The organism is Agrobacterium sp. 22094 (genome assembly GCF_052046015.1).
Classification (GTDB): Bacteria; Pseudomonadota; Alphaproteobacteria; order Rhizobiales; family Rhizobiaceae; genus Agrobacterium; species Agrobacterium cavarae.
The window spans coordinates 25,283-49,031 of sequence record NZ_JBQEPX010000001.1; the positions used below are offsets into that span (position 1 = coordinate 25,283).

General features: G+C 59.8%; 24 protein-coding genes. 18 read left to right on the forward strand and 6 right to left on the reverse strand.

From position 1 onward, the window contains the following. Positions 1-77 precede the first annotated feature (77 nt). Together ACTJK5_RS00125 and ACTJK5_RS00130 are read right to left on the reverse strand one after the other, a co-directional pair. On the reverse strand, positions 78-830 hold the full coding sequence (locus ACTJK5_RS00125; protein ID WP_062598961.1) for a TerC family protein: 753 nt from the start codon (positions 828-830) through the stop codon (positions 78-80). A gap of 159 nt (positions 831-989) precedes the next feature. Further along, entirely contained in the window at positions 990-1,661 is a 672-nt protein-coding gene (locus ACTJK5_RS00130; protein WP_296014435.1) for a TetR/AcrR family transcriptional regulator, read from the reverse strand. A 145-nt stretch (positions 1,662-1,806) separates the two neighbouring features. On the opposite strand from ACTJK5_RS00130, the gene ACTJK5_RS00135 reads away from it, so the two are divergent. The 5 genes from ACTJK5_RS00135 (at position 1,807) to xylA (ending at position 8,886) form a co-directional block, all read left to right on the forward strand. Next, positions 1,807-3,033: an HlyD family secretion protein gene (locus tag ACTJK5_RS00135; protein ID WP_296078447.1), complete on the forward strand. Its 1,227-nt coding sequence runs from the start codon at positions 1,807-1,809 to the stop codon at positions 3,031-3,033. A gap of 33 nt (positions 3,034-3,066) precedes the next feature. Next, complete coding sequence (locus tag ACTJK5_RS00140) at positions 3,067-4,650, forward strand: DHA2 family efflux MFS transporter permease subunit (RefSeq protein WP_440611579.1); 1,584 nt, start codon at positions 3,067-3,069, stop codon at positions 4,648-4,650. Positions 4,651-4,948: 298 nt separating this feature from the next. Then, on the forward strand, positions 4,949-5,971 hold the full coding sequence (locus ACTJK5_RS00145; RefSeq protein ID WP_440611580.1) for a LacI family DNA-binding transcriptional regulator: 1,023 nt from the start codon (positions 4,949-4,951) through the stop codon (positions 5,969-5,971). 81 nt (positions 5,972-6,052) lie between these two features. After that, on the forward strand, positions 6,053-7,507 hold the full coding sequence (xylB, locus tag ACTJK5_RS00150; protein WP_440611581.1) for a xylulokinase: 1,455 nt from the start codon (positions 6,053-6,055) through the stop codon (positions 7,505-7,507). 68 nt (positions 7,508-7,575) lie between these two features. Beyond that, positions 7,576-8,886, forward strand: coding sequence for a xylose isomerase (gene xylA, locus ACTJK5_RS00155; protein WP_440611582.1), 1,311 nt, complete (start codon positions 7,576-7,578; stop codon positions 8,884-8,886). A 244-nt stretch (positions 8,887-9,130) separates the two neighbouring features. Here the strand turns inward: xylA and ACTJK5_RS00160 are convergent, their stop codons facing one another. Continuing rightward, positions 9,131-10,150 (reverse strand): GlxA family transcriptional regulator, encoded by a 1,020-nt coding sequence (locus tag ACTJK5_RS00160; protein ID WP_440612544.1) that lies wholly within the window; start codon positions 10,148-10,150, stop codon positions 9,131-9,133. A 265-nt stretch (positions 10,151-10,415) separates the two neighbouring features. On the opposite strand from ACTJK5_RS00160, the gene ACTJK5_RS00165 reads away from it, so the two are divergent. The 7 genes from ACTJK5_RS00165 to ACTJK5_RS00195 all read left to right on the forward strand — a co-directional run bounded on the left by ACTJK5_RS00165 (position 10,416) and on the right by ACTJK5_RS00195 (position 17,783). Beyond that, positions 10,416-11,252 (forward strand): alpha/beta fold hydrolase, encoded by an 837-nt coding sequence (locus ACTJK5_RS00165; protein WP_440612545.1) that lies wholly within the window; start codon positions 10,416-10,418, stop codon positions 11,250-11,252. A gap of 143 nt (positions 11,253-11,395) precedes the next feature. Further along, positions 11,396-11,728, forward strand: a complete 333-nt coding sequence (locus ACTJK5_RS00170; RefSeq protein WP_113261818.1) for a DMT family transporter — start codon at positions 11,396-11,398, stop codon at positions 11,726-11,728. Positions 11,729-11,870: 142 nt separating this feature from the next. After that, positions 11,871-12,503, forward strand: coding sequence for an NAD(P)H-dependent oxidoreductase (locus ACTJK5_RS00175; protein ID WP_440611583.1), 633 nt, complete (start codon positions 11,871-11,873; stop codon positions 12,501-12,503). 337 nt (positions 12,504-12,840) lie between these two features. Continuing rightward, on the forward strand, positions 12,841-13,884 hold the full coding sequence (locus tag ACTJK5_RS00180; RefSeq protein ID WP_440612546.1) for a methionine ABC transporter ATP-binding protein: 1,044 nt from the start codon (positions 12,841-12,843) through the stop codon (positions 13,882-13,884). After that, positions 13,874-14,542: a methionine ABC transporter permease gene (locus ACTJK5_RS00185; protein WP_111849307.1), complete on the forward strand. Its 669-nt coding sequence runs from the start codon at positions 13,874-13,876 to the stop codon at positions 14,540-14,542. The genes ACTJK5_RS00180 and ACTJK5_RS00185 overlap by 11 nt, the downstream gene beginning before the upstream one ends. A gap of 60 nt (positions 14,543-14,602) precedes the next feature. After that, positions 14,603-15,379 (forward strand): MetQ/NlpA family ABC transporter substrate-binding protein, encoded by a 777-nt coding sequence (locus ACTJK5_RS00190; RefSeq protein WP_296014423.1) that lies wholly within the window; start codon positions 14,603-14,605, stop codon positions 15,377-15,379. A gap of 169 nt (positions 15,380-15,548) precedes the next feature. Then, the gene (locus ACTJK5_RS00195; RefSeq protein ID WP_440611584.1) at positions 15,549-17,783 is read left to right on the forward strand and encodes a putative bifunctional diguanylate cyclase/phosphodiesterase; all 2,235 of its coding nucleotides are present in this window, start codon (positions 15,549-15,551) and stop codon (positions 17,781-17,783) included. Positions 17,784-17,795: 12 nt separating this feature from the next. Here the strand turns inward: ACTJK5_RS00195 and trhO are convergent, their stop codons facing one another. Then, entirely contained in the window at positions 17,796-18,782 is a 987-nt protein-coding gene (gene trhO / locus ACTJK5_RS00200; protein WP_427928815.1) for an oxygen-dependent tRNA uridine(34) hydroxylase TrhO, read from the reverse strand. A 231-nt stretch (positions 18,783-19,013) separates the two neighbouring features. Here trhO and ACTJK5_RS00205 point away from each other — a divergent pair, with 231 nt between their 5' ends. Continuing rightward, positions 19,014-19,208 carry a hypothetical protein gene (locus ACTJK5_RS00205; protein ID WP_112520896.1) on the forward strand — a complete coding sequence of 65 codons (195 nt, stop codon included), beginning with the start codon at positions 19,014-19,016 and terminating at the stop codon, positions 19,206-19,208. 48 nt (positions 19,209-19,256) lie between these two features. Beyond that, positions 19,257-19,682 carry a type II toxin-antitoxin system HicB family antitoxin gene (locus tag ACTJK5_RS00210; protein ID WP_440611585.1) on the forward strand — a complete coding sequence of 142 codons (426 nt, stop codon included), beginning with the start codon at positions 19,257-19,259 and terminating at the stop codon, positions 19,680-19,682. Between the two features lie 81 nt (positions 19,683-19,763). On the opposite strand, the gene ACTJK5_RS00215 is transcribed toward ACTJK5_RS00210, so the two are convergent. Then, positions 19,764-20,672 carry a CHAD domain-containing protein gene (locus ACTJK5_RS00215; RefSeq protein ID WP_440611586.1) on the reverse strand — a complete coding sequence of 303 codons (909 nt, stop codon included), beginning with the start codon at positions 20,670-20,672 and terminating at the stop codon, positions 19,764-19,766. Further along, a complete protein-coding gene (locus tag ACTJK5_RS00220) occupies positions 20,656-21,144 on the reverse strand; it encodes a CYTH domain-containing protein (RefSeq protein WP_313592690.1) in 489 nt (162 codons plus the stop codon). Before ACTJK5_RS00220 ends, ACTJK5_RS00215 begins: the two co-directional genes overlap by 17 nt. A 154-nt stretch (positions 21,145-21,298) precedes the next feature. On the opposite strand from ACTJK5_RS00220, the gene ACTJK5_RS00225 reads away from it, so the two are divergent. From ACTJK5_RS00225 to ACTJK5_RS00240, 4 genes are all read left to right on the forward strand, one after another. Beyond that, on the forward strand, positions 21,299-21,937 hold the full coding sequence (locus tag ACTJK5_RS00225) for a 2-dehydro-3-deoxy-phosphogluconate aldolase (RefSeq protein WP_062427961.1): 639 nt from the start codon (positions 21,299-21,301) through the stop codon (positions 21,935-21,937). A 105-nt stretch (positions 21,938-22,042) separates the two neighbouring features. Beyond that, positions 22,043-22,744 carry a tellurite resistance TerB family protein gene (locus ACTJK5_RS00230; RefSeq protein ID WP_062427782.1) on the forward strand — a complete coding sequence of 234 codons (702 nt, stop codon included), beginning with the start codon at positions 22,043-22,045 and terminating at the stop codon, positions 22,742-22,744. A gap of 86 nt (positions 22,745-22,830) precedes the next feature. Further along, entirely contained in the window at positions 22,831-23,526 is a 696-nt protein-coding gene (locus tag ACTJK5_RS00235) for a GNAT family N-acetyltransferase (RefSeq protein WP_440611587.1), read from the forward strand. Further along, entirely contained in the window at positions 23,523-23,729 is a 207-nt protein-coding gene (locus tag ACTJK5_RS00240; RefSeq protein WP_116491883.1) for a hypothetical protein, read from the forward strand. Before ACTJK5_RS00235 ends, ACTJK5_RS00240 begins: the two co-directional genes overlap by 4 nt. Positions 23,730-23,749 lie beyond the last annotated feature (20 nt).

The window sequence follows — 23,749 nt, forward strand, 5'->3', positions numbered from 1 at the left end:
GCGCAAGCGCCGTGTTCAGCCTTGAGTTTAAGCTGGAGCCCGCAGCGGGTGCGGGCTCCAGGGATGTCTTCACAGCATCAATGCAGGGTGCTGCTCTTCTTGCGCTTGGAATTGCGCGAGACGATGTTGAGCACTTCCACCAGCGCCGAAAACGCCATGGCGGCGTAGACGTAGCCCTTCGGCACATGGAAGCCCATGCCTTCGGCAATCAGCGTCGTACCGATCATCAGCAGGAAGGCGAGTGCCAGCATGACGACCGTCGGGTTGCGCTCGATGAAGTTGGCAAGCGGGGTTGCGGCGAGCAGCATGACGGTGACGGCAAAGACGACGGCGACGACCATGATCGGCACGTGCGGGGTCATGCCGACTGCGGTGATGATGCTGTCCACCGAGAAAACCAGGTCGAGAAGCAGGATCTGGACGATGGCCGACGAAAAGCTGGTGATGGCAACCTTGCCGCCGACCATGTCTTCCTTGTGATCGATCGGGTCCACGTTGTGGTGGATTTCCTTGGTGGCCTTCCAGACGAGGAAGAGACCGCCGACGATGAGAATGATGTCCTTCCAGGAGAAGGGCTGGCCGAAGACTTCAAAGACCGGCTCCGTCAACTGCACGATCCAGGCGACGGTGCCGAGCAGTCCAAGACGCATGACGAGCGCCAGACCGATACCGATGCGCCGTGCCTTTTCCCGCTGGTGTTCCGGCAGCTTGTTGGTCAGGATCGAGATGAAGATCAGGTTGTCGATACCCAGCACCACCTCCATGACGATAAGGGTGACGAGCGCCACCCATGCGGTGGGATCTGACAAGAGAGGGACGATGGACTCCATCGGGCCGGACTTCCTTTCAACTAAGGGTTATTTTTCCACGTAATTAGCGCAGATAATGGCGATTTATAACTAAAAAGTTGCGACGCTGGTATGTCAAAAGCGCCGTCGGAACCAAGGTCCGGCGGCGCTCATTGCAATAGTGCGGAAGAATGAATGGTCTCAGGCAGCTTTGGTTCCATAGGCGGCCATGAAGACGCGGATGGCGCTGGATATCACGCGCTCCAGTTCCTCGTCGGGCACCGGACCTTCAAGCTCACCGAACAGGCGATATTTGAAAAAGGTACCGGTGGAGAGTTCGATAAACTGGCGTGCAGCCAGTTCCACATCATCGATCTCGAGACTGCCATTGGAAATATGGTGGCGGATGAACTCTTCCAGAACGATGCGGACATTGTTTGGCGCCGAGCTGAAGAAACGGCGCGAAAGTTTCGGCATGCGATCGATTACGCCAAGCAGTGAGCGCATGGCTGGTATCATGTCAGTACATACCAGGCGATTGGCAAAGGCCGTTCCGAACTGCCTCAAGCCTTCGCGCACCTCTTCGGTGCCAGCGAGAATATCGCGCATGGAATCGGCAAATTCACGTCTGTGGCGATCGATGAGCGCTTCGAACAGTTCTTCCTTGTTGGAAAAGTAGACATAGATCGTACCCTTGGAAACGCCTGCTTCCCGGGTAATATCGTTCATGCTGGCGGCATCGAAGCCCTTCTGCCGGAACATGCGCCACGCGCCGTCGAGAATCTGTTCGCGCTTGGAGGGGTCCTCGCCCGCTGCAAAGCGCCCACCCGCTGCAGCGGTCGAACATGCGTCCTCGATAGCTCTCTCCGTCATCGTCTTCCGTCCGGTTGCGATTAACACTCAATTCAACATATCGAACCGGGTGGTTCGATGGCTCTTGATATGTGCGTTAAAACGGACTATGTCAATCGAACCGAACGGTTCAGTTCAATAAATTTCGTATAACCAGGTGTCTACCATGTCGTCTCAAAAGAGTGGCGCAGTGCGAGCGATCAATTCGTCCGATGCAGCAGAAGCCCAGACAACAGTTCAGGCTGAAGCCCGCACTGAAGAAAACCGTCCAGCAGATGCCGCAAAGGCCGCAGCGCCGGTGCAGCCGCCAGTCCAGAAGAAGAAGGGCAAGTCCTTGCTTCTTCCGATCATTGGACTTGCGCTGTTGGCCGGTGCCGCCTGGTATGGGTACGACTACTGGACGACGGGCCGCTTCATGGTGTCGACCGACGACGCTTATATCCATGGCGATATCGCTGTCATTTCGCCGAAGGTTTCGGGCTATGTCGCGAAGGTGGATATCGTCGCCAACCAGCAGGTAAAGGCTGGCGATCCGCTGGTGACGCTGGACGATGGCGATTACCGCAACGCCCTGGAACAGGCTGAGGCGCAGCTTGCCACCCAGCAACTGTCCCTGAACCGCATCGACGCGCAGATTTCAGGCGGCGAGGCGGCTCTCGCCCAGGCCGTAGCCCAGAAGGGCGCGCTTGACGCAGCGCTTCAGGGTGCCGAGATCAACAACAAGCGCGCTACCGAGCTCCAGTCGAAGGATGTCGGCACCGCCGCATCCGCCGACAATGCCCGCATCGCGCTGGAGCAGGCCAAGGCCAATCTTGCCGCCGGTCAGGCGAATGTGGTTGCGGCTCAGGCCAATATCGAACTTTTGAAGGCGCAGCGCAAAGAGGCCGAAGGCTCGATCCGCACGCTGGAACTGGCGCGCGACAAGGCCGCCCGCGATCTCTCCTTCACCGTTCTGCGTGCGCCTTATGATGGTGTGATCGGCAATCTCTCGGTTCAGACGGGCGATCTGGTTTCGGCCGGCAAGCGCCTGGCCTCTCTGGTGCCGATGAACCAGCTTTACGTCGATGCCAATTTCAAGGAAACGCAGCTCGCACGCATCGTTCCCGGTTCCAAGGTGACGGTGCATGTGGATGCCTTCGACGATGACGCCATCGAAGGCACGGTGCAGTCGATCTCGCCAGCATCCGGCTCGGTCTTCTCCATGCTGCCGCCGGAAAATGCCACGGGCAACTTCACCAAGGTGATCCAGCGCGTGCCGGTGCGTGTCGTTCTGTCCAAGGAAGATATCGACAAGCATCATCTGCGCGCGGGCTTGAGCGTAGTTGTCGATGTCGACACCCGCACGGCGCCCAAGGCGACCGATACGGCAGCAGCGCAGAACCAGTCCAAGTAACCGGCGGCCCGGATCAAAGTAAGGATCACTACGATGGCGGCTACAGCCAGCATGAGCGGCGGCACCACAGCCGCCGTCGATCCGCCGATGGACCGCAGACGCCTGATCGCGTTCTTCGCCATGGTCTTCGGCATGTTCATGTCGATCCTCGACATTCAGATCGTCTCGGCCTCGCTGGCCGAGATTCAGGCGGGTCTGGGTGCCGGGTCTGATGAGATTGCCTGGGTGCAGACATCCTACCTGATTGCCGAGGTCATCATGATCCCGCTGTCTGGTACACTTGCGCGCATTCTCTCCACCCGCGTGCTGTTTGCCACCTGTGCCGCTGGCTTCACCATTTCCAGTGCGCTTTGCGCCACCGCGACGAATATCGACCAGATGATCGTCTACCGCGCCATTCAGGGCTTTATCGGCGGCGGCATGATCCCGTCCGTCTTCGCTGCAGCCTTCACCATCTTCCCGCCCTCCAAGCGCCCGATCGTTTCACCGATCATCGGCCTTGTCGCAACGCTTGCCCCCACCATCGGCCCGACAGTCGGCGGTTATCTTTCCAACGCCTTTTCCTGGCACTGGTTGTTCCTAGTCAACATCATTCCCGGCATCATCGTCACCATCCTGACCTGGAGCCTGATCGATTTCGACAAGCCGGAAACCTCGCTTTGGAAGAAGTTCGACTGGTGGGGTCTGATCTCCATGGGTGTCTTCCTCGGCTCGCTGGAATATGTGCTGGAAGAGGGTAACAATAACGACTGGTTCAATGACGAGAATATCGTCATTGCCGCGATCGCCATGACGATTGGCGCGGTGGTGTTCTTCTGGCGGGCCTTCAAGGTGGATTTCCCGGTGGTGGATCTGCGCGCCTTTGCAGACCGGAATTTCTCCATCGGCTCGCTGTTTTCCTTCGTCATGGGTATCGGCCTTTACGGCTTGACCTATCTCTACCCGCTCTATCTGGGGCGCGTGCGCGGCTATGATGCGCTGATGATCGGCGAGACGATGTTCGTTTCGGGTCTGACCATGTTCTTCACCGCACCGATTGCAGGGCGGCTTTCGGCCAAGCTCGATCCGCGGGTGATGATGGCGATCGGCTTCATCAGCTTTGCCGCGGGCACCTGGATCATGACGCATGTTACGGCGGACTGGGATTTCAACGAGCTTCTGATCCCGCAGATCCTGCGCGGTTTCGGCCTCATGATGTGCATGGTGCCGATCAACAACATCGCGCTCGGCACGCTTCCGCCCGCCCGCATCAAGAACGCATCCGGTCTCTTCAACCTCACGCGTAACTTGGGCGGTGCGGTCGGTCTGGCCATCATCAACACCGTGCTCAGCCAGCGCACCGACGACCACTATGTCCGCATTGCAGAGCATGTGAATTACGGCAATCCGGCAGCCCTCGACTGGCTGAACAATGTCGGCGGCAATTACGACTCCTACGGCCTCGACGGCGCGTCGGTGGCGATCAAGAAGCTCGTCGGCGTGGTGTCGCAACAGGCGTGGATCCTGGCCTTTGCCGATGTGTTCCTGCTTTTGACGTTCCTGTTCACCGGGCTGATCTTCCTGACGGTGCTGATCAAAAAGCCAAAGGCGGCCCCGCCGCCCGATGCCGCCCACTGAGTTTCACCTATCCACCGCAGCGCATGTGGGGTCACCGGAAACGGTGGCCCCTTTTTTGTTTGGGTTGGACACTCCGCTTGTTTTTGTGGTCTATCCACGCGCTCTGCCGTCATCCTCGGGTCAAGCCCGAGGATGACGCAGAGTGTGTGGCAGGCTGCCTGCGAACAACCGAAACGCAGTAGAACAAAGAACGCTGGCCGCTCAAGCGACCAATCCGCAACCCATTCATGAGGTACGTACATCATTTTCTGATTTACGTACCTCAGAAACTCCTCTATGACGGTGCGCGGGAGGAAGCATGAAGCCTACAGTTCACGATATTGCGTCCAAGGCAGGGGTCAGTCTCGCCACCGTCGACCGGGTGATCAACCTGCGTCCGGGCGTGCATCAGCTGACCCGCGCCAAGGTGGAGGCGGCGATTTCCGAGCTTGGCTATGTGCGCGATATCGCAGCCGCCAACCTCGCCAAGGGGCGCAGCTATGCGCTGGTCTTCGTTCTTCCCAACAACGACAATTCCTTTATGGCCGGGCTTCGCAACGAGGTGAGGTGTGCGGCCTCACGCTCCTATGTGGAGCGCACCTCGATCCGCATCATCGAGGTGCCGCCCTTCGATGCGGCGGCACTCACCCAGGCGCTGGATGTGGCGCGGCTGGAAAAGCCGTCGGGCGTTGCCTTTGTCGCGATCGATTCCGAGGACGTGGTCGAGGCAACGGATCGTCTGGCTGACAGCGGGATCGCTGTCGTGACGCTGGTGTCGGATCTGACGGGCTCCAAGCGCGACCATTTCGCCGGTGTCGACAATGCCGCTGCAGGCCGCACGGCGGCAAGCCTGATGGGGCGCTTCCTGCCAAGAGAGACGGCAGAGATTGCGGTTCTGGCGGGCTCCATGCTGGTGAAGGATCACCGTGAGCGTCTGGCCGGCTTCGAAGGTGTGATCAAGGCGGAGTTTCCGCATCTTTCCATCCGTCCGGTTCTGGAGGGACGCGACGATGCCGACAGGGTGGACGCGCTGGTCGGAGACACGCTGCGCGACAATCCGCGGCTTGCCGGGCTCTATAGCCTCGGTGCCGGCAATCGCGGTCTGATACGTGCGCTGAAGGCCCATGATGGCTTCCGGCCCTGCGTCATTGCCCATGAGCTGAACGACACGACCGCGGCAGCGCTTCGCGACGGCGTGCTGGATGCCGTACTGAACCAGGATGCCGGCCACGAGGTGCGCAGCGCCATCCGCGTGCTGAAAGCCCGCGCCGATGGGCTTACCGTCATCGAGGCGCAGGAGCGTATCCGTATCGACATATTCCTGAGGGACAATCTCCCTTGAGCACTCTTCGTTTGAACCCGTTTCGGGCGCGGCCCGGCCTCAACTGCGCCAGCCCCATCACATCCCATCTTGGAGGACGACATGTATCTCGGTCTTGATCTTGGAACATCCGGCGTCAAGGCGCTGCTGATCGATGGCGATCAGACGGTCATCGGTTCGGCCAATGGCGCGCTGGACATTTCGCGTCCGCATCACGGCTGGTCGGAGCAGGATCCGGACCACTGGATCAAGGCGACCGAAACGGCGATCGCCGGGCTGAAGGCGAAATTTCCGGCCGAGCTTTCGGCGGTCAAGGGCATCGGCCTTTCCGGCCAGATGCATGGCGCAACGCTGATCGATGCGAGTGGCGACGTTCTTCGCCCCTCGATCCTGTGGAACGACACGCGCTCTTACGCCGAAGCTGCGAAGCTCGACGCGGACCCGCGCTTTCGCCGGATCACCGGCAATATCGTCTTTCCAGGCTTCACCGCGCCGAAGCTCGTCTGGGTGAAGAACAACGAACCGGAGATTTTTGCCAAGGTCGCCAAGGTGCTTCTGCCGAAGGATTATCTGCGTCTGTGGCTGACGGGCGAGTACATTTCGGAAATGTCCGACTCTGCCGGCACCTCCTGGCTCGATACCGGTGCGCGCGCATGGTCTTCCGAATTGCTGGCGGCCACCGATCTTGATGAGAAGCACATGCCTTCGCTGGTGGAAGGCACCGATGAGGCGGGCGTGCTTCGCTCCGAGCTTGCCTCCGCCTGGGGCATTTCCGGCAAGGTGGTCGTCGCCGGTGGCGCTGGCGACAATGCCGCATCCGCCTGCGGCATGGGCACGGTTGCCGAAGGCCACGCCTTCGTGTCTCTCGGCACCTCGGGCGTGCTCTTTGCCGCCAATGCCTCCTATCTGCCGAAGCCGGAGAGTGCCGTTCACTCCTTCTGCCACGCGCTGCCCAACACCTGGCACCAGATGGGCGTGATCCTATCGGCCACCGATGCGCTCAACTGGTATTCCGGCATTGCCGGCAAATCTGCGTCCGAACTTTCCAGCGAGCTCGGCGACGACCTGCAAGCACCAACCGGCGTCACCTTCGCGCCCTATCTCTCCGGCGAACGCACCCCGCACAATGACGCGGCCATTCGCGGCTCCTTCATCGGCCTTTCGCATGAAAGCGACCGCAAGGCGCTGACGCAGGCCGTGCTGGAAGGCGTGACCTTTGCCATCCGCGACAATCTCGAAGCGCTGAAATCGGCTGGCACTTCGATCTCGCGCGTCACCGCCATCGGCGGTGGATCGCGTTCGCGCTATTGGCTGGCCTCGATTGCCACCTCGCTCGGCGTGCCGGTCGATATTCCGGCGGAAGGCGATTTCGGCGCGGCCTTTGGCGCCGCGCGTCTTGGCCTGATTGCCGCAACCGGGGCCGACCCGGTTGCCGTCTGTAGCCAGCCGGAAACGGAAGAAACCATCGAGCCGGTGGCAGCGCTGTCTGGCGCTTATGAAGAGGCTTATGCGCGGTACCGCGCGCTTTATCCGGCGATCAAGCCGCTGTCGCATTAGGCGTAGGAAGGGGGGTGAACCACACCCTCCAACGCCGCTAACCACACACCATCAAGGGAGAAGTAACGATGAGCACTGGATTTTTCGGCGATATCGCCAAGGTCAAATATGAAGGCCCGGACAGCACCAATCCGCTGGCCTTCCGCTACTACAACCCCGATGAGATCGTCGCCGGCAAGCGCATGGAAGACCATCTGCGCTTTGCGGTCGCCTACTGGCACTCCTTTGCCTGGGAAGGCAGCGATCCCTTCGGCGGACGCACCTTCGACCGCCCATGGTTTGGCGATGACATGCAGAAGGCCAAGCTGAAGGCCGATGTGGCGTTCGAAATGTTCAGCCTTCTCGGCGCACCCTATTACTGCTTCCACGATGCGGATGCGCGGCCGGAAGGCAAGACCTTTGCGGAAAGCACCAGGAACCTCAACGAGATCGTCGATTACCTGCAGAAGAAGCAGGAAGAGACCGGCGTGAAGCTTCTCTGGGGCACGGCGAACCTCTTCTCCAACCGCCGCTTCATGTCAGGCGCCTCCACCAATCCGGATCCGGATGTGTTTGCCTATTCGGCAGCCACCATCAAGACCTGCATGGACGCCACGATGAAACTCGGCGGCGAGAACTATGTCCTATGGGGCGGCCGCGAAGGTTACGAGACGCTGCTCAACACCGACCTCTCCCGAGAGTTCGACCAGATGGCGCGCATGCTGCACATGGTGGTGGAGTACAAGTACAAGATCGGCTTCAAAGGCACGATCCTGGTCGAGCCGAAGCCGCAGGAGCCTACCAAGCACCAGTATGATTACGACGTCGCGACTGTCTATGGCTTCCTGAAGAAGTACGGCCTCGAAAACGAAGTGAAGATGAATATCGAGCAGGGCCACGCGATCCTTGCCGGCCACACCTTCGAGCATGAGCTGGCGCTTGCCAACACGCTCGGCATCTTCGGCTCTATCGACATGAACCGCAACGACTACCAGTCCGGTTGGGATACCGACCAGTTCCCCAACAATGTCCCGGAAATGGCACTTGCCTATTACCAGGTCCTGCAGGCTGGCGGCTTCACCACCGGTGGCACAAACTTCGACTCCAAGCTGCGTCGCCAGTCGCTCGATCCGGAAGATCTGCTGATCGGCCATATCGGCGGCATGGATTGCTGCGCCCGTGGTCTGAAGGCTGCGGCGAAGATGGTGGAAGACGGCGCGCTCTCCAAGCCGCTTTCTGAGCGCTACGCCAAGTGGGACCAGCCGGAAGCCCAGAAGATGCTGCGCGGCGAAATGAAGCTGGAAGAGATCGCGGCCAAGGTGGAGCGGGAAAACATCAACCCCGAGCCGAAGTCCGGTCGCCAGGAATATCTCGAAAACGTCGTCAATCGCTACGTTTGAGGTTTTGGCCGGTAGAGACCGGTTGTTGCAGTTGCTTCACCCAGGACGTGCGTTCGGGGTGAAGTCTTTTACTCCCTCATTCCCGTGCTCGTCACGGGAATCCAGCCGACGCGCGTCTGCGCGGCGAAAAGACGCCCTGCCAGACCAAAGACTTGGTCTGACTGGATTCCTGTGACAAGCACAGGAATGAGGGTGGATGCTTCAGACCAACTCTTCCGCACGCGCCTCCAATAGCGCGAGGATTTCACACCCGCACATCCCCCCGATACACATTCGGCGTCGTCCCCGTCAGCCGTCCGAAAATCTTGCGAAACGCCGCGGGGTCGGTGTAGCCGACGGACCAGGCGATGGATTCGATGGAGCCGTTAGTGGTTTCCAGCAATTGCCGCGCCTTCATGATGCGGACATTCTGGTGATACTCGGTGAGCTTCAGTTTCGTGGCGCGGAAGAAGCGGCGTTGCAGGGTGCGCTCCGAGAGGTTCACGCCGTCTGCCAGTTCGCCAACGCTCTTTTGCAATTCCGGGGTGGCGTGGAACTGGTGCTGGATCTGCAGCACCTCGCGGTCGCCATGGTCGAATCGCGGCAGGAAGGCCTTGTAACGGGCCTGGCTGGCGCGCGGCGGATCGACGATGAGGAAGCGGGCGGTCTCCAGCATCACCGTCTGGCCGAGAAGTTTTTCCACGAGCAGCAGGCCGAGATCGGCCCAGGCGAGGATGCCGCCTGCGGTGATCACGTCGCCGTCGTCGATGATCATATTGTCGGGTGCCACATCGATGCCGGGAAAGCGCTCTGACAGCCTGTCGGCAAAGGCCCAGTGGGTGGTGGCCCGCCGCCCGTTGATGAGGCCGGTTTCGGCCAGCACGAAAGCGCCGGCACAGACCGAGCAGACGGTCACGCCTTCGGCATGTTGTGCTGAAAGCCACTGTGAGGCGGGCGTCATGCTCTGCATCTTCTCCGGCATGACAATGCTGGGCGGCGCGATGACGTAGCGCAGTGCATGGGGCTCGCCCGGATGCGAATCCCAGATGCAAGAGACCGTGTCGCCTTCCATCTTCCAATGACTGATGCGGATGCCGGTTTCACCGGCGCGACCTTCCAGCGCCATCGCCCAGCTGGACGCGAGGCTGAAGAGATCGGTCAGCCCGTAGATCGCGGCCAGCTGACAGTCTGGATAGATGAGTAGCGCAATTTCGATAGTGCTGATATTCGTATCGACGGTCGTCGCGACATCCGTCTCGACACCTTTTTCCAGCATTTGCACCATTGTCACTTTTGCCTTCTATAAAGTCGTTTGCGCCACGTGTTTTGTGTAGAGCAAGGCGCTAGCTTGTTCAAGTCAACAGCAACCAGACAGGCACCGACAGGAGAGCGCGATGACGGAACCAGGGACAACCAATGACGCCAACCGCTTTTTCGTGTCGAGGCGCAGTGTCTTGATCGGAGGTGCCGCCCTCGCAGGCGCCGCACTCTCGCCACTCGATTTTTCATCCGCCTCTGCAGCAACCAATTTAGCACAAGGAGATATCAACATGGGTTACGTTACCACCAAAGACGGCGTGCAGATCTTCTACAAGGACTGGGGTCCAAAGGACGCGCAGCCGGTTGTCTTCCACCATGGCTGGCCGCTGTCTTCCGACGACTGGGACGCGCAGATGCTGTTCTTCCTTGCCAACGGCTACCGCGTCGTTGCCCATGACCGCCGTGGACATGGCCGCTCGGAGCAGGTGTCCGAAGGTCACGACATGGACCATTACGCCGCCGACGCCTTTGCTGTCGTCGAGGCGCTGGACCTGAAGAGCGCCATTCATATCGGCCACTCCACCGGCGGCGGCGAAGTTGCCCGCTATGTGGCCAAGCACGGCGAACCGGCAGGGCGCGTTGCCAAGGCGGTTCTGGTCTCCGCCGTTCCGCCGCTGATGCTGAAGACCAAGGCCAACCCGGAAGGTCTGCCGATCGAAGTGTTCGATGGTTTCCGTTCCGCACTTGCCGCCAACCGCGCGCAGTTCTTCCGCGACGTTCCGGCTGGCCCCTTCTATGGCTTCAACCGCGATGGTGCTAAGGTGCATGAAGGCGTGATCCAGAATTGGTGGCGTCAGGGCATGATGGGCGGCGCGAAGGCCCATTACGATGGCATCAAGGCGTTCTCCGAAACCGACCAGACGGACGACCTGAAGGCGATTGGCGTTCCGATGCTGGTGCTGCATGGCGAAGACGACCAGATCGTTCCGATTGCGGACTCCGCTCAGAAGTCGATCAAGCTTCTGAAGAACGGTGAGTTGAAGACGTATCCGGGCTTCTCCCACGGCATGCTGACGGTCAATGCCGACGTGCTGAACGCCGATCTTCTGGCCTTCGCCAAGAAGTAAAAACCTAAACGAAGGGCCGCTGGCGGGGCAAATGCTCTGCCAGCGGCCCTTCGTCGTTGAACCTTGGGGCCTCACGAAACTGTGATGGTGACGAGCGCTGCAATTTCTGATGTTTAAGCGGTCTCTGCCATTGGAGATTGCCCATGCCCGCTTATGCCATTCTCGCTCTTGCTGTGATCAGCGAAGTCGTCGCGACCATGTCGCTCAAGGCATCGAAAGGGTTCACCGTCCTCGTCCCCTCCATCGCCGTCGTCATCGGCTATGGCGCTGCCTTCTTCTTCCTGTCGATGATCCTCGATCGCATTCCGGTGGGTGTGGCTTACGCCATCTGGGCCGGTGGCGGCATCCTTTTGACGGCGACACTCGGCTGGTTCGTCTTCGGCCAGCGCGTGGATTTCTGGGGCTTTGTCGGCATGGCATTCATCCTCGCCGGCGTGATCATCCTCAATCTGCTGTCGAAATCGTCCGTGCATTGAGCGGCCACAAACGCCTGCAAAATCGCATGGTTACATTTCTGTGCCTTCTTGTGTGCGGCGCAACAGACCCTATCTGTATCTGCGTTTCAAAGGGCTTCAGACCGCGCATTGACGCGCATGGCTGGCCCGCCAAGGAGTTTCTATGCTGATCGATAAACTGAACTGGCGTTATGCCACGAAGAAGATGGACCCTGCCAAGGCTGTGTCCGAGGACAAGGTGGACCGCATCATCGAGGCGGCGCGTCTGGCTCCGACGTCCAGCGGCCTGCAGCCCTTCGAAATCATCGTCGTCACCAATCCGGACGTTCGCGCCAAAATCCAGGAGATCGCCTGGAACCAGGCGCAGATCACCGATGGTTCGCATCTCTTGGTCTTCGCCGCCTGGGACAATTACACGCCAGAGCGCATCAACCACATGTTCGATCTGACGAACGAAGAGCGCGGCTTCAAGAACGAAGGCTGGGAGAAGTACCGTCAGTCCCTTCTCGACAGCTATCCGAAACGCGACCCCGAGGTTAATTTCGAGCACGCCGCTCGTCAGGCCTATATCGGCTTCGGCATGGCCGTCGCACAGGCTGCCTTCGAAGGTGTGGATGCAACGCCGATGGAAGGCTTCGATCCCGCCAAGCTGGACGAGATCCTCGGTCTTCGCGAAAAGGGTCTGCGCTCGGTGACGATCCTGCCGCTTGGCTATCGCCAGGAAGAGGGCGACTGGCTGGTCAATCTGAAGAAGATCCGCCGTCCGCTGGATCAGTTCGTCTCGAAGATAGAGTGACCGGATTTCGGCTTTTCGGGCAGATTTTTCCGCCATTCGCGGATAATTGAAATATCCTGCCTATAAATTGGTATCGCATACGGGCATGTATGCGATACACAAATGGCTTACACGCTATGTCCTCCACGGACTTCGGCGGAAAGCCATCACCCTTGGAAAGTCGACCATGCTCTCAGATGTCTTTCATTGTCGAATGTGCCAGATGGCGGCATGACCGGTTGTGGCCCGATGGGCCGGTTGCCGCAATGAAAAGACGCAACTCCTCAAGAGCAATGGCATGAATTCCGAAATTTCAAAGAGCGCAGAGCGCTCGGTCCCGACATCGACAGCCGACCCGATGGTGGTCTTCGATGCCGTCACCAAGACCTTTGGTGGCAGCGGCAGCCAGTCTGCCTTTACGGCGCTGGCGGGCGTCGATTTCATCGTTCCGCGCGGTGGCATATCCGGCATTATCGGCCGTTCGGGTGCCGGCAAATCCACCATGATCCGCCTCGTCAACGGGCTGGAACGACCGACGTCGGGCAAGGTGGTGGTGGATGGCGTCGATGTCGGTGCGCTGGACGAGAGCGGCTTGCGCACCCTTCGCCGTTCCGTCGGCATGATCTTCCAGCATTTCAACCTGCTGTCGTCGCGTACCGCTTATGACAATGTCGCGCTGCCGCTGGAAATTTCCGGCGTCTCGAAGGAGGGCATCAAGCGCAAGGTCGGGCCGCTGCTCGATCTGGTCGGGCTGGGTGACAAGGCAAAGCGCTATCCGGCGGAGCTTTCCGGCGGGCAGAAGCAGCGTGTGGGCATAGCGCGTGCGCTTGCCACTGAGCCGAAGCTGCTGCTCTCCGACGAGGCGACGTCCGCGCTCGACCCTGAGACGACACAATCGATCCTGGAACTGTTGAAGCGCATCAATGCAGAACTCGGACTGACCGTGCTGCTCATCACCCATGAGATGGAAGTGGTGAAGACCATTGCCTCGCAGGTTGCCGTCATCGACAAGGGCCTGATCGTCGAGCAGGGCTCCACCTTCGATATCTTCACGAACCCGCGCCATGAAACGACCCGCAGCCTGTTGTCATCCGCCGTCGGCGTCAAGCTGCCGCATTGGGTGACCTCCGGCCTGAAGAGCGAACCGGGGGGCCTAAGTGACCGCATTCTGGTGCGCCTGGTTTTCTTCGGCGATACGGCCTTCCAGCCGCTTACCGCCCGTCTCGTCAACGAGATCGGCCCTGATGTGAATATTCTGGCCGGAACCATAGAAGAGATCGCCGGTGCGCCCTTCGGCTCGCTGGTCGTCTCTTATCCCGCAACACCGGATGTGCTGGCGCGGGCCAAACGCGTCTACGACGAAACGGGTCTGACGACGGAGGTGCTTGGCTATGTCGCCTGATATGCTGTTCAACATTCTCCTCAAGGGCCTGATCCAGACGCTGCATATGGTGGCGGTGTCCGGCATCGTCGGTTCGCTGCTTGGCTTGCCCATCGGCATCTTCCTTGCCACCAGCGGCAAGGGCGAACTGTTCGAAGCGCCGATGGCAAACCGCATCATCGGCTTCATCGTCAATGCGGCGCGCTCCACACCCTTCATCATTCTGGTGGTGGCGATCATTCCCTTCACCCGACTGGTCGCCGGAACCTCGATCGGTACCAATGCCGCCATCGTGCCGCTGACGGTGGCCACCGTGCCCTTCATTGCAAGACTGGTGGAAGCGGCCATCCGCGAGGTGGACAAGGGGCTGATCGAGGCAGCGCGTGCCATGGGAGCCACACCGCTCCAGATCGTCACCAAGGTGCTTCTGGCCGAAGCCAAGCCCGGCATCACGCTGGCGCTGACGCTGACACTCGTCAGCCTCATCGGTTACTCGGCAATGGTCGGTGCCGTCGGCGGCGGCGGGCTCGGAGACCTCGGCATCCGCTACGGCTATCAGCGCTTCATGCCGGATGTGATGCTGGCGGTGGTCGTCGTTCTCATCGTGCTGGTGCAGCTGGTGCAGAGCGCCGGTGACGCGCTCGCCCGCAGCTTCGACAAACGCAACCGCAAGAATTGACATTCAACATGCGGGGGTTCGCCCCACGCTCAAGAGATAACAAACTAAAGGAGACACCTCATGAAAAAGCTTATCATCGCTGCTTCTCTCGCAGCACTGTTTGCCGGCAGCGCGCTGGCGGAAACCATCAAGATCGGCGTCACGCCTGCCGAACATGCGCAGATCATGGAGCAGGTGAAGAAGGTTGCCGCGACCAAGGGTCTCGATATCGACATCCTCGAATTCTCCGACTACGTCGTGCCGAACCAGGCGCTGGCCGATGGCGAGCTGCAGGCCAACTCCTTCCAGCACCAGCCTTACCTCGACAATCAGATCGCTGATCGCAAGTTCGATCTCGTCAGCGTCGGCACCACCATCACCACGCCGATGGGCGTCTACTCCAAGAAGGTGAAGAGCCTGGACGAGCTGAAGGATGGCGCGACCGTCGGCATTCCCAACGACCCGACCAATGGCGGCCGCGCACTTCTGGTGCTGGCGTCCAAGGGGTTGATCAAGGTGAATGAAGCTGTTGGCCTCAAGGTCACGCCAGCCGACATTACCGAGAACCCGAAGAACATCCAGATCGTCGAACTGGATGCCGCACAACTGCCGCGCTCGCTGGATGATACCGATGCATCGGTGATCAACACCAACTACGCAACGGCTGCCGGTCTGAACCCGAAGAAGGATTCGATCGCCATCGAAAGCGAAAAGTCTCCCTATGCGAATGTGATTGCCGTGCGCGCAGAAGACAAGGACAAGCCTTGGGTCAAGACGCTGGTCGAATCCTACCACAGCCCGGAAGTGAAGAGCTTCATTCTTGAGAAGTATAACGGCACCGTCATCCCGTCCTGGTAACAGGCTGTCCTAAGGTTCAGATCGGTCGATTGCTGATGGCATGGCCGCCCTTGCGATGACGTGTAGAAAATCGCCCCTTCCGCAACCGCCGAAGGGGCTTTTTCTTGCCCAGGTGGCAGAATTGTACGTTTTGTACCAAGTTTCTGCGCACACCCTTAATCTCTTTTGAATGTTTCGCCCGCACCATGGCCTTTTAAGAGAGTGTGCAAGTACGTTTAGTGTGGGGCAGGGCAGCATGAGGATGATCGGCAGGAGATCTGCGGTTGCAGGTGTTCTTTTCGCCTTTGCGCTGATCGTCATCCTGATCACAGCGCTCGTTCTCTCAGCACTCACCAATGTCACACAGATGGCCAACCGGCTTGACGAGGAACGGTCTCTCCAGACGGCACGCGGTGCGCTGTCCACGTTTGTGCAGCAGCTTGGTGCGACGCTGAATGATTACGCCGCTTGGGACGATGCCGCCCGTTTTGTGTATGCGGCCGATGGCGCTGACTGGATCATCAGCAATTACGGCAACATGACCGTCAATAGCGAGCTATTCGATACCGCGGTCGTTCTGGACGATCGGGACGGCGTGCTGCTGGCCTATCAGAATGGCGCGCCTGCACCCTGGAGCGTCGGCTCCTATTTCGGTGCCAGCATTTCTGAAATGATCAACCGGATCCGCAATGCTGGACCGGGGACCAAGCCCGAAATGGCTGGCTTCATCCGCACGCGTGATGGCATTGCCGCCGCCGGTGTGGCGCTGGTGCGCAAGAAATCCGGTGAGCTCGACCCCGCGCTCGGCAAGCGCTACCTGGTGTTCGTTCGCCATCTGACCGATGACAAGGTCGCCAAGCTCGGCCAGACCTATCTGGTCAATGGGCTGTCGCTGGAACCCGGCCTTGCGGCCACACCCTATTATGTCGATATCGTCGATCCGCATGGCGATATCCTTGGCAAGCTGACCTGGACCTCCACCATGCCGGGCGATGTTAGCCTCAACGAGGTGCGCCCGCGGGTGCTGACCGCCTTTGCCATTGTCGGCGTCTTCTTCCTGGTGCTCTTCATCTTCGGCCTTGCCGTCATCCGCAAGCTCAGACGTGAGGAAGCGGTCATGCGCGAAGAGCTTCTGGTCGATCGCTTGAGCGGGCTGCATAATCGTCCCGGCCTGTTTCGTGGCCTGAAGCGCATGACGGAAGCGGCGAATGCGGACGGCTCCTATGTGGAACTCATCTATCTTGATCTCGATGGCTTCAAGGATGTGAACGATTCCTTCGGCCACGAGGTGGGAGATCTGCTGATCAAGGCGGTGGCCGCGGCCCTCAAGGTTCTCGCGCCGAAGGATGCTCTGCTGGCGCGCCTTGGCGGCGACGAATTCGCCGTTGCGCTGCAGGGTCCCAATGCCCGTATCGAGGGGCGCATGTTCTGCGACGCACTGCTGGAGCTCGTCTCCGAACCCTTCATGCTGGGTGACCGCGTTGCCGCAATCGGCTGCAGCATCGGCACGGCCGTCTCCAAGGGTGGCGATATCAATGGCGAGGAACTGCTGCGGCGGGCGGATATGGCCATGTATGAGGCGAAGGAAGGCGGTGGCGGCCGCTACTTCGCCTATCAGGTTGATCTCGACGCGCGCCGTGAAGAGCGCAAGCAGCTGGAAGCCGATCTGAAATACGGCATCGACAACAACGAAATCCGCGTCGCCTTCCAGCCAGTCGTTTCTACGTTGAGCCGCCGTATCATCGGAGTGGAAGCGCTTGCCCGCTGGAACCGCCCAGGCTATGGCCCGGTTTCGCCGGATGTCTTCATTGCAGCGGCGGAATCAGGCGGGCTGATCGACAAGCTCGGCATGCAGGTCATGCGCACGGCGCTCAAGGAAGCGGCCGGCTGGCCGGAGCTGAAGATCGCCATCAACATCTCGCCTGTCCAGTTCCGCAACCCAGCCTTCGCCGGACATGTGGTGCAGGTGCTGGACGAAACCGGCATTGCCCCGGAGCGGGTGATGCTGGAAATGACCGAAGGCTACTTCATTCATCATCCAGAGCGCGCCCAGGCCGTCATTGAAAAGCTGCAGCAGATCGGGCTCAGCATCGCGCTTGACGATTTCGGCTCGGGCTTTGCCAGCACCGGCTATCTGCGTCGCTTCGGTTTCGATCGGATGAAGATCGACAAGTCGCTGGTCGTGGCGCTGGAAGAGGGTGGTCGTTCATTGGAAATGCTCACCGCCACCGTGGCACTTGCCCGCTCGCTTGGAATTCCGGTGACGGCGGAAGGCATCGAAACCGAGGACCAGGCCGTCATCCTGCAAATCTGCGGCTGCGACGAACTACAGGGCTATCTCTTCTCCAAGCCGCTCCCTGCCGCAGGCATTCACGAGTTGCTGGCGCAGCAAGATGCGCCGATGGAGCAGTTGAAGGCTTCGTGATTTGTAGGGCGACTACCGCCCCAAATGCTTTTCGCCGCGCTTCTTGGCAATATCGATCTGCTTCTGGCGGTCGCGGAAGCGTTGGCGGTCTTCTTCGGTCCGATCGTTGTAACAGCTCGGGCAGGAGACGCCTTCTTCGAAGAGCGGTGACAGGCGCACCTCCTCGGTGATCGGGTTGCGGCAGGCGTGGCAAAGCTGGTGGTCGCCTTCGGCAAGACCGTGGACCACGGAGACGCGCTCGTCGAAGACGAAGCAGGCGCCTTCCCACAGGCTTTCTTCTTCCGGCACCTCTTCCAGATATTTCAGAATGCCGCCCTTCAGGTGGAAGACATCTTCAAAGCCCTGTTCCTTCATGAAGGCCGTGGCCTTTTCGCAGCGAATGCCGCCGGTGCAATACATGGCGATCTTCGGCTTGTTGTGCAGGCCGGGATTGTTCTTCACCCAATCGGGAAACTCGCGAAACGTCTTGGTCTGCGGATCGACCGCGCCCTTGAAGAGGCCGATTGCGGTCTCGTAATCGTTGCGGGTATCGATGACGATCGTATCCGGATCGGAGATCAGCGCGTTCCAGTCCTTCGGCTCCACATAGGTGCCGACGATCCGATTGGGATCGATATCCGGCACGCCCATGGTGACGATTTCCTTCTTCAGCTTCACCTTCATGCGCACGAAGGGCATTTTCGACGCGCGGCTTTCCTTGTGCTCGAGGCTCGCAAATTCCGGCTGGGCGCGAAGATAGGAGAGCACGGTCTGCACGCCTGCATCGGTTCCGGCAATCGTACCATTGATGCCCTCCGCTGCCAGAAGCAGCGTGCCCTTCACACCCTGTTCCTGACAGAGCTTGAAGAGGCTATCGCGCACGCTCTCGAACCGCGGGAAGCGAGCGAAGTGGTACAGCGCTGCCACGAGGAAATCGCCAGCGGCACCGGAGAGGGTGGAACTGGAAGACGTCGCCTCGGCGGTGGCGTCCGGGCGGAAGGATGTCGCAGTGTCGGTCATGGGCGCTGAAATACAGCCATCCGGGCGTGGTTGCAATCCTGATTGCGCTGGATTTGCTTGGGGCTCCGCGCAAGTTCACAGAGCTGGTCAAGAAAGCCATGGGTCGAACTCTGGCAAGTATCCAATCTCTTTGCTCCATTGATGTGGCCGAAAAATTCGTACCTTCTGTACGATTTCGATTGAAGCTCGGACAAAAATGTCCGAAAATCGAAATCCACACAGGGAGCAAAAATGAAGCGCGAGCAGTTTCTTCGAGAGCTTCGCAAGATCGCCAAAGACAGGCAACTCGACTTGGAGATTTTCGAAGACAAGGGAAAAGGTTCGCATTATCGGGTAAAGCTCAATGGCAAGATGACAACCATCAAGTCCGGTGAACTCACACCCACTTATGTGCGACTGGTGAGAAAGCAGCTTGGCATCGATTGATGCAGCACCCCGTCAGTTGGACTGCGCACAAAGGAAGTTGAGGAACGCATGTTGTTCAAATACATAGCGACTATCGAAGAAGATCCTGATGGCGGTTTCGTTGTGACCTTCGCAGATGTGCCGGAAGCCATCACCGCGGGTGAGACGAGAGAAGAAGCGCTGACCAATGCGCGGGAAGCGCTGGGTCTTGCCCTTCGTGGCATCCTTCAGGACGGTGGCAACCTTCCTGAGCCAGCGGCAAAGCAAGGAACGCCGGTGTCTGTCGAAGCGGATGTTGCGCTCAAGCTGGGCGTGATCCAGGCATTCAAGTCGTCGGGTATATCCAAAAGCGAGTTGGCGCGCCGCATCGGCAGGGAAGAGAAGGAAGCACGCAGAATTCTCGATCCCGATCACGCCACCAAGATCGGTCTGCTTCAAGAGGCCTTGCACGTGCTGGGTATGGAAGTGACCGTTTCCGTTCAGCGTGCGGCATAAATCAACCGGATCGCCATCTTCGGTAGCGAAGGTCGAAAGCATTTGCGAGTGCTGGGCTCAGGCCTGGAAGCATCCGCCGCCCTATCGCGCCGCATGCTTCCACAAAAGCGCGACGATCTCGGCCTCGCGGGCGGCCGTCTCGGCGAAGACGTGGTCGGCGAGTTTCAGGCTTTCTTCGCGCAGTGCCTGCTGTCGGTCGATGATGGCGTCGAGCAGCAAAGCGAGGGTTTCGCCGCCTGCGAAGCTGTCCGGTTCACGGTCCGCGAAGGCGGCGAGTACGGAGAGGTCGTGTTCGTGGCCCAGCAGTTTGACCAGTTGCTTGGCGTCCGCCCTCTTGGCGCGCATGGCGGATGGCCAGAGCTTTTGTAGCAGCGCCAGATGCATCCAGTAGACCTGGCCGCTTTTGCGCAGGTCGTGAAAATACTCGTCATGGGCTTGCCCGTGGCAGAGGCCCAAGGCATCGAGCGCCTTGCGACGCTGCTTTTCCCACGTCTTGCGGATCATCTTCAGCGCGGTCTTTTCGCCGTGAGAGAGCGACAAGGCTGAGAGTGCTTCCTTGCCGTCTTCGCAGGACTGGATGGCGTCTTCGATCCGCTTTGGTAGGTCGCCATCCTCGTGGGTTGCGGCATCACGGCGCCTGCTCAACACATCATGGGCAGTTGCCAACGCGTCGCGCTCGGCATCGGAGCGGGCGACGCCTTGCAGATAGGTGATGGTTTCCACCAGCGCTGCGGCATCGCGCGCGGCTGACAGGGAGCGGGCGATATCGCGGAAGCGGGCGTTTTCCGCCTTGCGGAAATCCGGCGCCTCCTTTTCGAGGAAGCGATAGAGCGCCCGGATGCGCTTGAATTTCTTGCGGGCATCATGCACCGCACGGTCCGTTCCGTCCGGTTGATCTTTCAAAAGCGCGATGGCGTCGTCGATGAGCTCTCGCCCGGTATGCTTGATCTCCTCGACGAAGGAGCGGGTGGGATCAATCCTGAAGGACATGGCACAGCTCCCCGCTCAAATCTTCCAAGGCCATATGCTGGTTGGAATAGCGCCGGTCGCCGGTAACTTCCGGGCCAAGCCATGCGGGAAGTGCCGGACGGTCGGTTTCCTGCTTCATCTCGACTTCTGCAACGACGAGACCGCGATACAGCCCGTCGAAGACATCAACCTCCCAGACAAAGCCTTCGTGATCCACCGTATAGCGGGTCTTTTCGATGACGATGCCAAGCGCTGTGGTCATCAATTCGCGGGCGTCTTCGACCGTGATGGGGTATTCGTATTCGTCGCGCACAAGCGCACCGGTGCCGATCTTGATGGTGAGCCGGGCATCGGTATCGTCCATGATCCGAACGCGGACCGAGCGGTCTTCCATGGAGGCGATATAGGCTTGCTGGAACGATTTCCGAGACGTCGTTTCTCGCTGCCACTCATCGTTGCGGACCAGAAACTTGCGTTCGATTTCTTTTGCCATTCAACACCCTGCGCTGTTTTGTCGGGACGGTAAACCAAGTAGTTGTCATGAAAAAGCAATAAATGAGAAATCGTTGGCCCGGCCTCGACACGGCGGAATGGTCGCGGTATTTGAAAGCGCAATTTCAATCGATACAAAAGCGGGAGATAACGCCGTGGCCCAGGACTCCGAAAAGCTTCTTTCCATCCTGAAACTTCAACCTGTGGTGCCCGTGCTGATCGTGGACGATCTGGCCTCTGCCGTGCCGCTGGCCCGCGCGCTGGTGGAAGGCGGTCTGAAAGCCATCGAGATCACCATGCGCACGCCTGTCGCACTCGATGCCATCCGCGCCGTCGCCGCAGAGGTGGAAGGTGCGCATGTGGGCGCCGGCACCATCTTGAACGCCAAGGATTTCGATGCCGCCGCCAAGGCCGGTTCCACCTTCATCGTCAGCCCCGGCGTCAACAAGAGCGTTCTCGACGCTGCGGAAAGCTCCAACGTGCCGCTGCTTCCAGGTGCCGCCACCGCCAGCGAAGTCATGGTGCTGCGCGATGCGGGCTACAAGGTTCTGAAATTCTTCCCTGCGGAACAGGCCGGTGGTGCGCCTTACCTGAAAGCGCTTTCCTCTCCGCTCGCCGGCACCGTGTTCTGCCCGACGGGTAGCGTCTCGCTGAAGAACGCCAAGGATTATCTGTCGCTGCCGAACGTCGTCTGCGTTGGCGGTTCGTGGGTTGCGCCCAAGGAACTGATCGCAGCGGGCGATTGGGCGGGCATTACCAAGCTTGCAGCCGAAGCCGCAGCGCTTCGCGGCTGATCGCTCGTTCATGCCGTTCACGACGGCGTGAAGATCCCTGCCATTTGTAATCGGCCGTACACTCCCTATCTCCTGTTTCGACATTGACGCAAACAGGAGATTTTGATGTTCGACGCGAAAAAGCTTCTCGACCAGTTTTTGGGTTCGCAGGTGCCTGGGCTGTCAGGAAGCGTGCGGGACCGTGCAGGCCAAGCCGCAGAGATTGCGAAGAACAATCCGATGAAGGCCGGCGCACTGGCCGCAGCCATTTTCGGCACCAAGACGGGCCGCAAGCTTGCGGGCAATGCCGCCGCCGTCGGCGGTATCGCCGCCATCGCCGGTCTTGGCTATCTCGCCTACCGCAACTATCAGTCCGGCAAGTCGCCGCAGGCAGTGACCCAGCCGCAGCCGACGCAGGAGCTTTTGCCGCCGCCGGTCGATTCCCCGTTCCACCCGCAGTCTCCCGCGCTGTCCAACAGTTTCGCGCTGACGCTGGTGCAGGCGATGATTGCCGCGGCCAAGGCTGACGGCCATATCGACGCAGGCGAACGTGCCCACATCATGGAGAAGGTCAAGGTCTCCGGTCTCGACCATGAGGCGGAAGCCTTCATCGAGAAGGAACTGGCCGATCCGCTGGATATCGACGCGCTGGTGGCTGCGGCAACGACCGAAGAGCAGAAGGTGGAAATCTACACCGCCTCGCGTCTCACCATCGAGCCGGACAGCCGGGCCGAGCGCGGCTATCTCGATCTTCTTGCCGGTCGTCTTGGCCTTCCGGATGCGCTGGTGGAGCATATCGAAGCCACCGTTTCGGCTGCCAAGGTCTGATCGATCAAATTATTCCATATCAGAGGTCGGTTGTCTTTGATCGATGGCTGACCTATTCCTCTGGGTGGAACCGCTCAGGAGGAAACATGCGCGATCTCAGCCAGTTCAAAGGATGTCCAGCACCGCAGCCGGTGACGCTCGAAGGCCGGTTCGTGACCGCCGTTCCCTTTGATCGAGCGGCGCACCAGCAGGCGCTTTGGGATGCGCTTGGCGGGCTCGGCACCAATGAGCTGATCAAATATTTCCCCAACGAGCCTTTTGCCGATGCGGCCGCCTTCAGCGACTGGATCGAGAGCATGGCAACGAGCTTGCAATGGGTGACACTGGTCTTCATCGAAAATGCGAGCAGCGACGTCGTCGGCATGGCAACCTATATGCGGCCCGATCCGAAGAATGGCGTGGTCGAGGTGGGCTCGGTTGCCCATGGCCCGAAGATGAAGCGCTCGCCGCTTGCCACCGAAGCCCATTATCTGATGGCGCGGCATGTCTTCGACGATCTCGGTTACCGCCGTTACGAGTGGAAGTGCCACAATGAGAACGAGCCGTCCAAGACAACGGCCAAGCGCTACGGCTTCACCTTTGAAGGCGTCTTTCGCCAGCACATGATCTCCAAGGGCAAGAACCGCGATACGGCGTGGTTCTCGATCATCGACAGCGAGTGGCCGGTGATCCGTCAGGCCTTCGAGGCATGGCTTTCGCCAGAGAACTTCAACGAAGACGGAACGCAAAAGCGCAAGCTGGAAGATATCCGTGCCGATCTTCCCGCCGGGGCTCCAGCATGAGCGGCAAGGATACGACATCGGCCGCCATTGCCGCCATCGCCATCATCCTCGGCTTCGGGTTTCTGTTCTACATCATCCCGACAGTGACGCTGTGGCTTGCCAATACCTATTCGGTGTGGCTGGCGGCGGCCTTCGATGTTGCGGCGGTGCTCGCCTTCTTCTTGGTCTTCTGGCTACGGGCGCGCTACCAGCGGCGGGGTTGACTGCCTAAAGCGATGGCAAT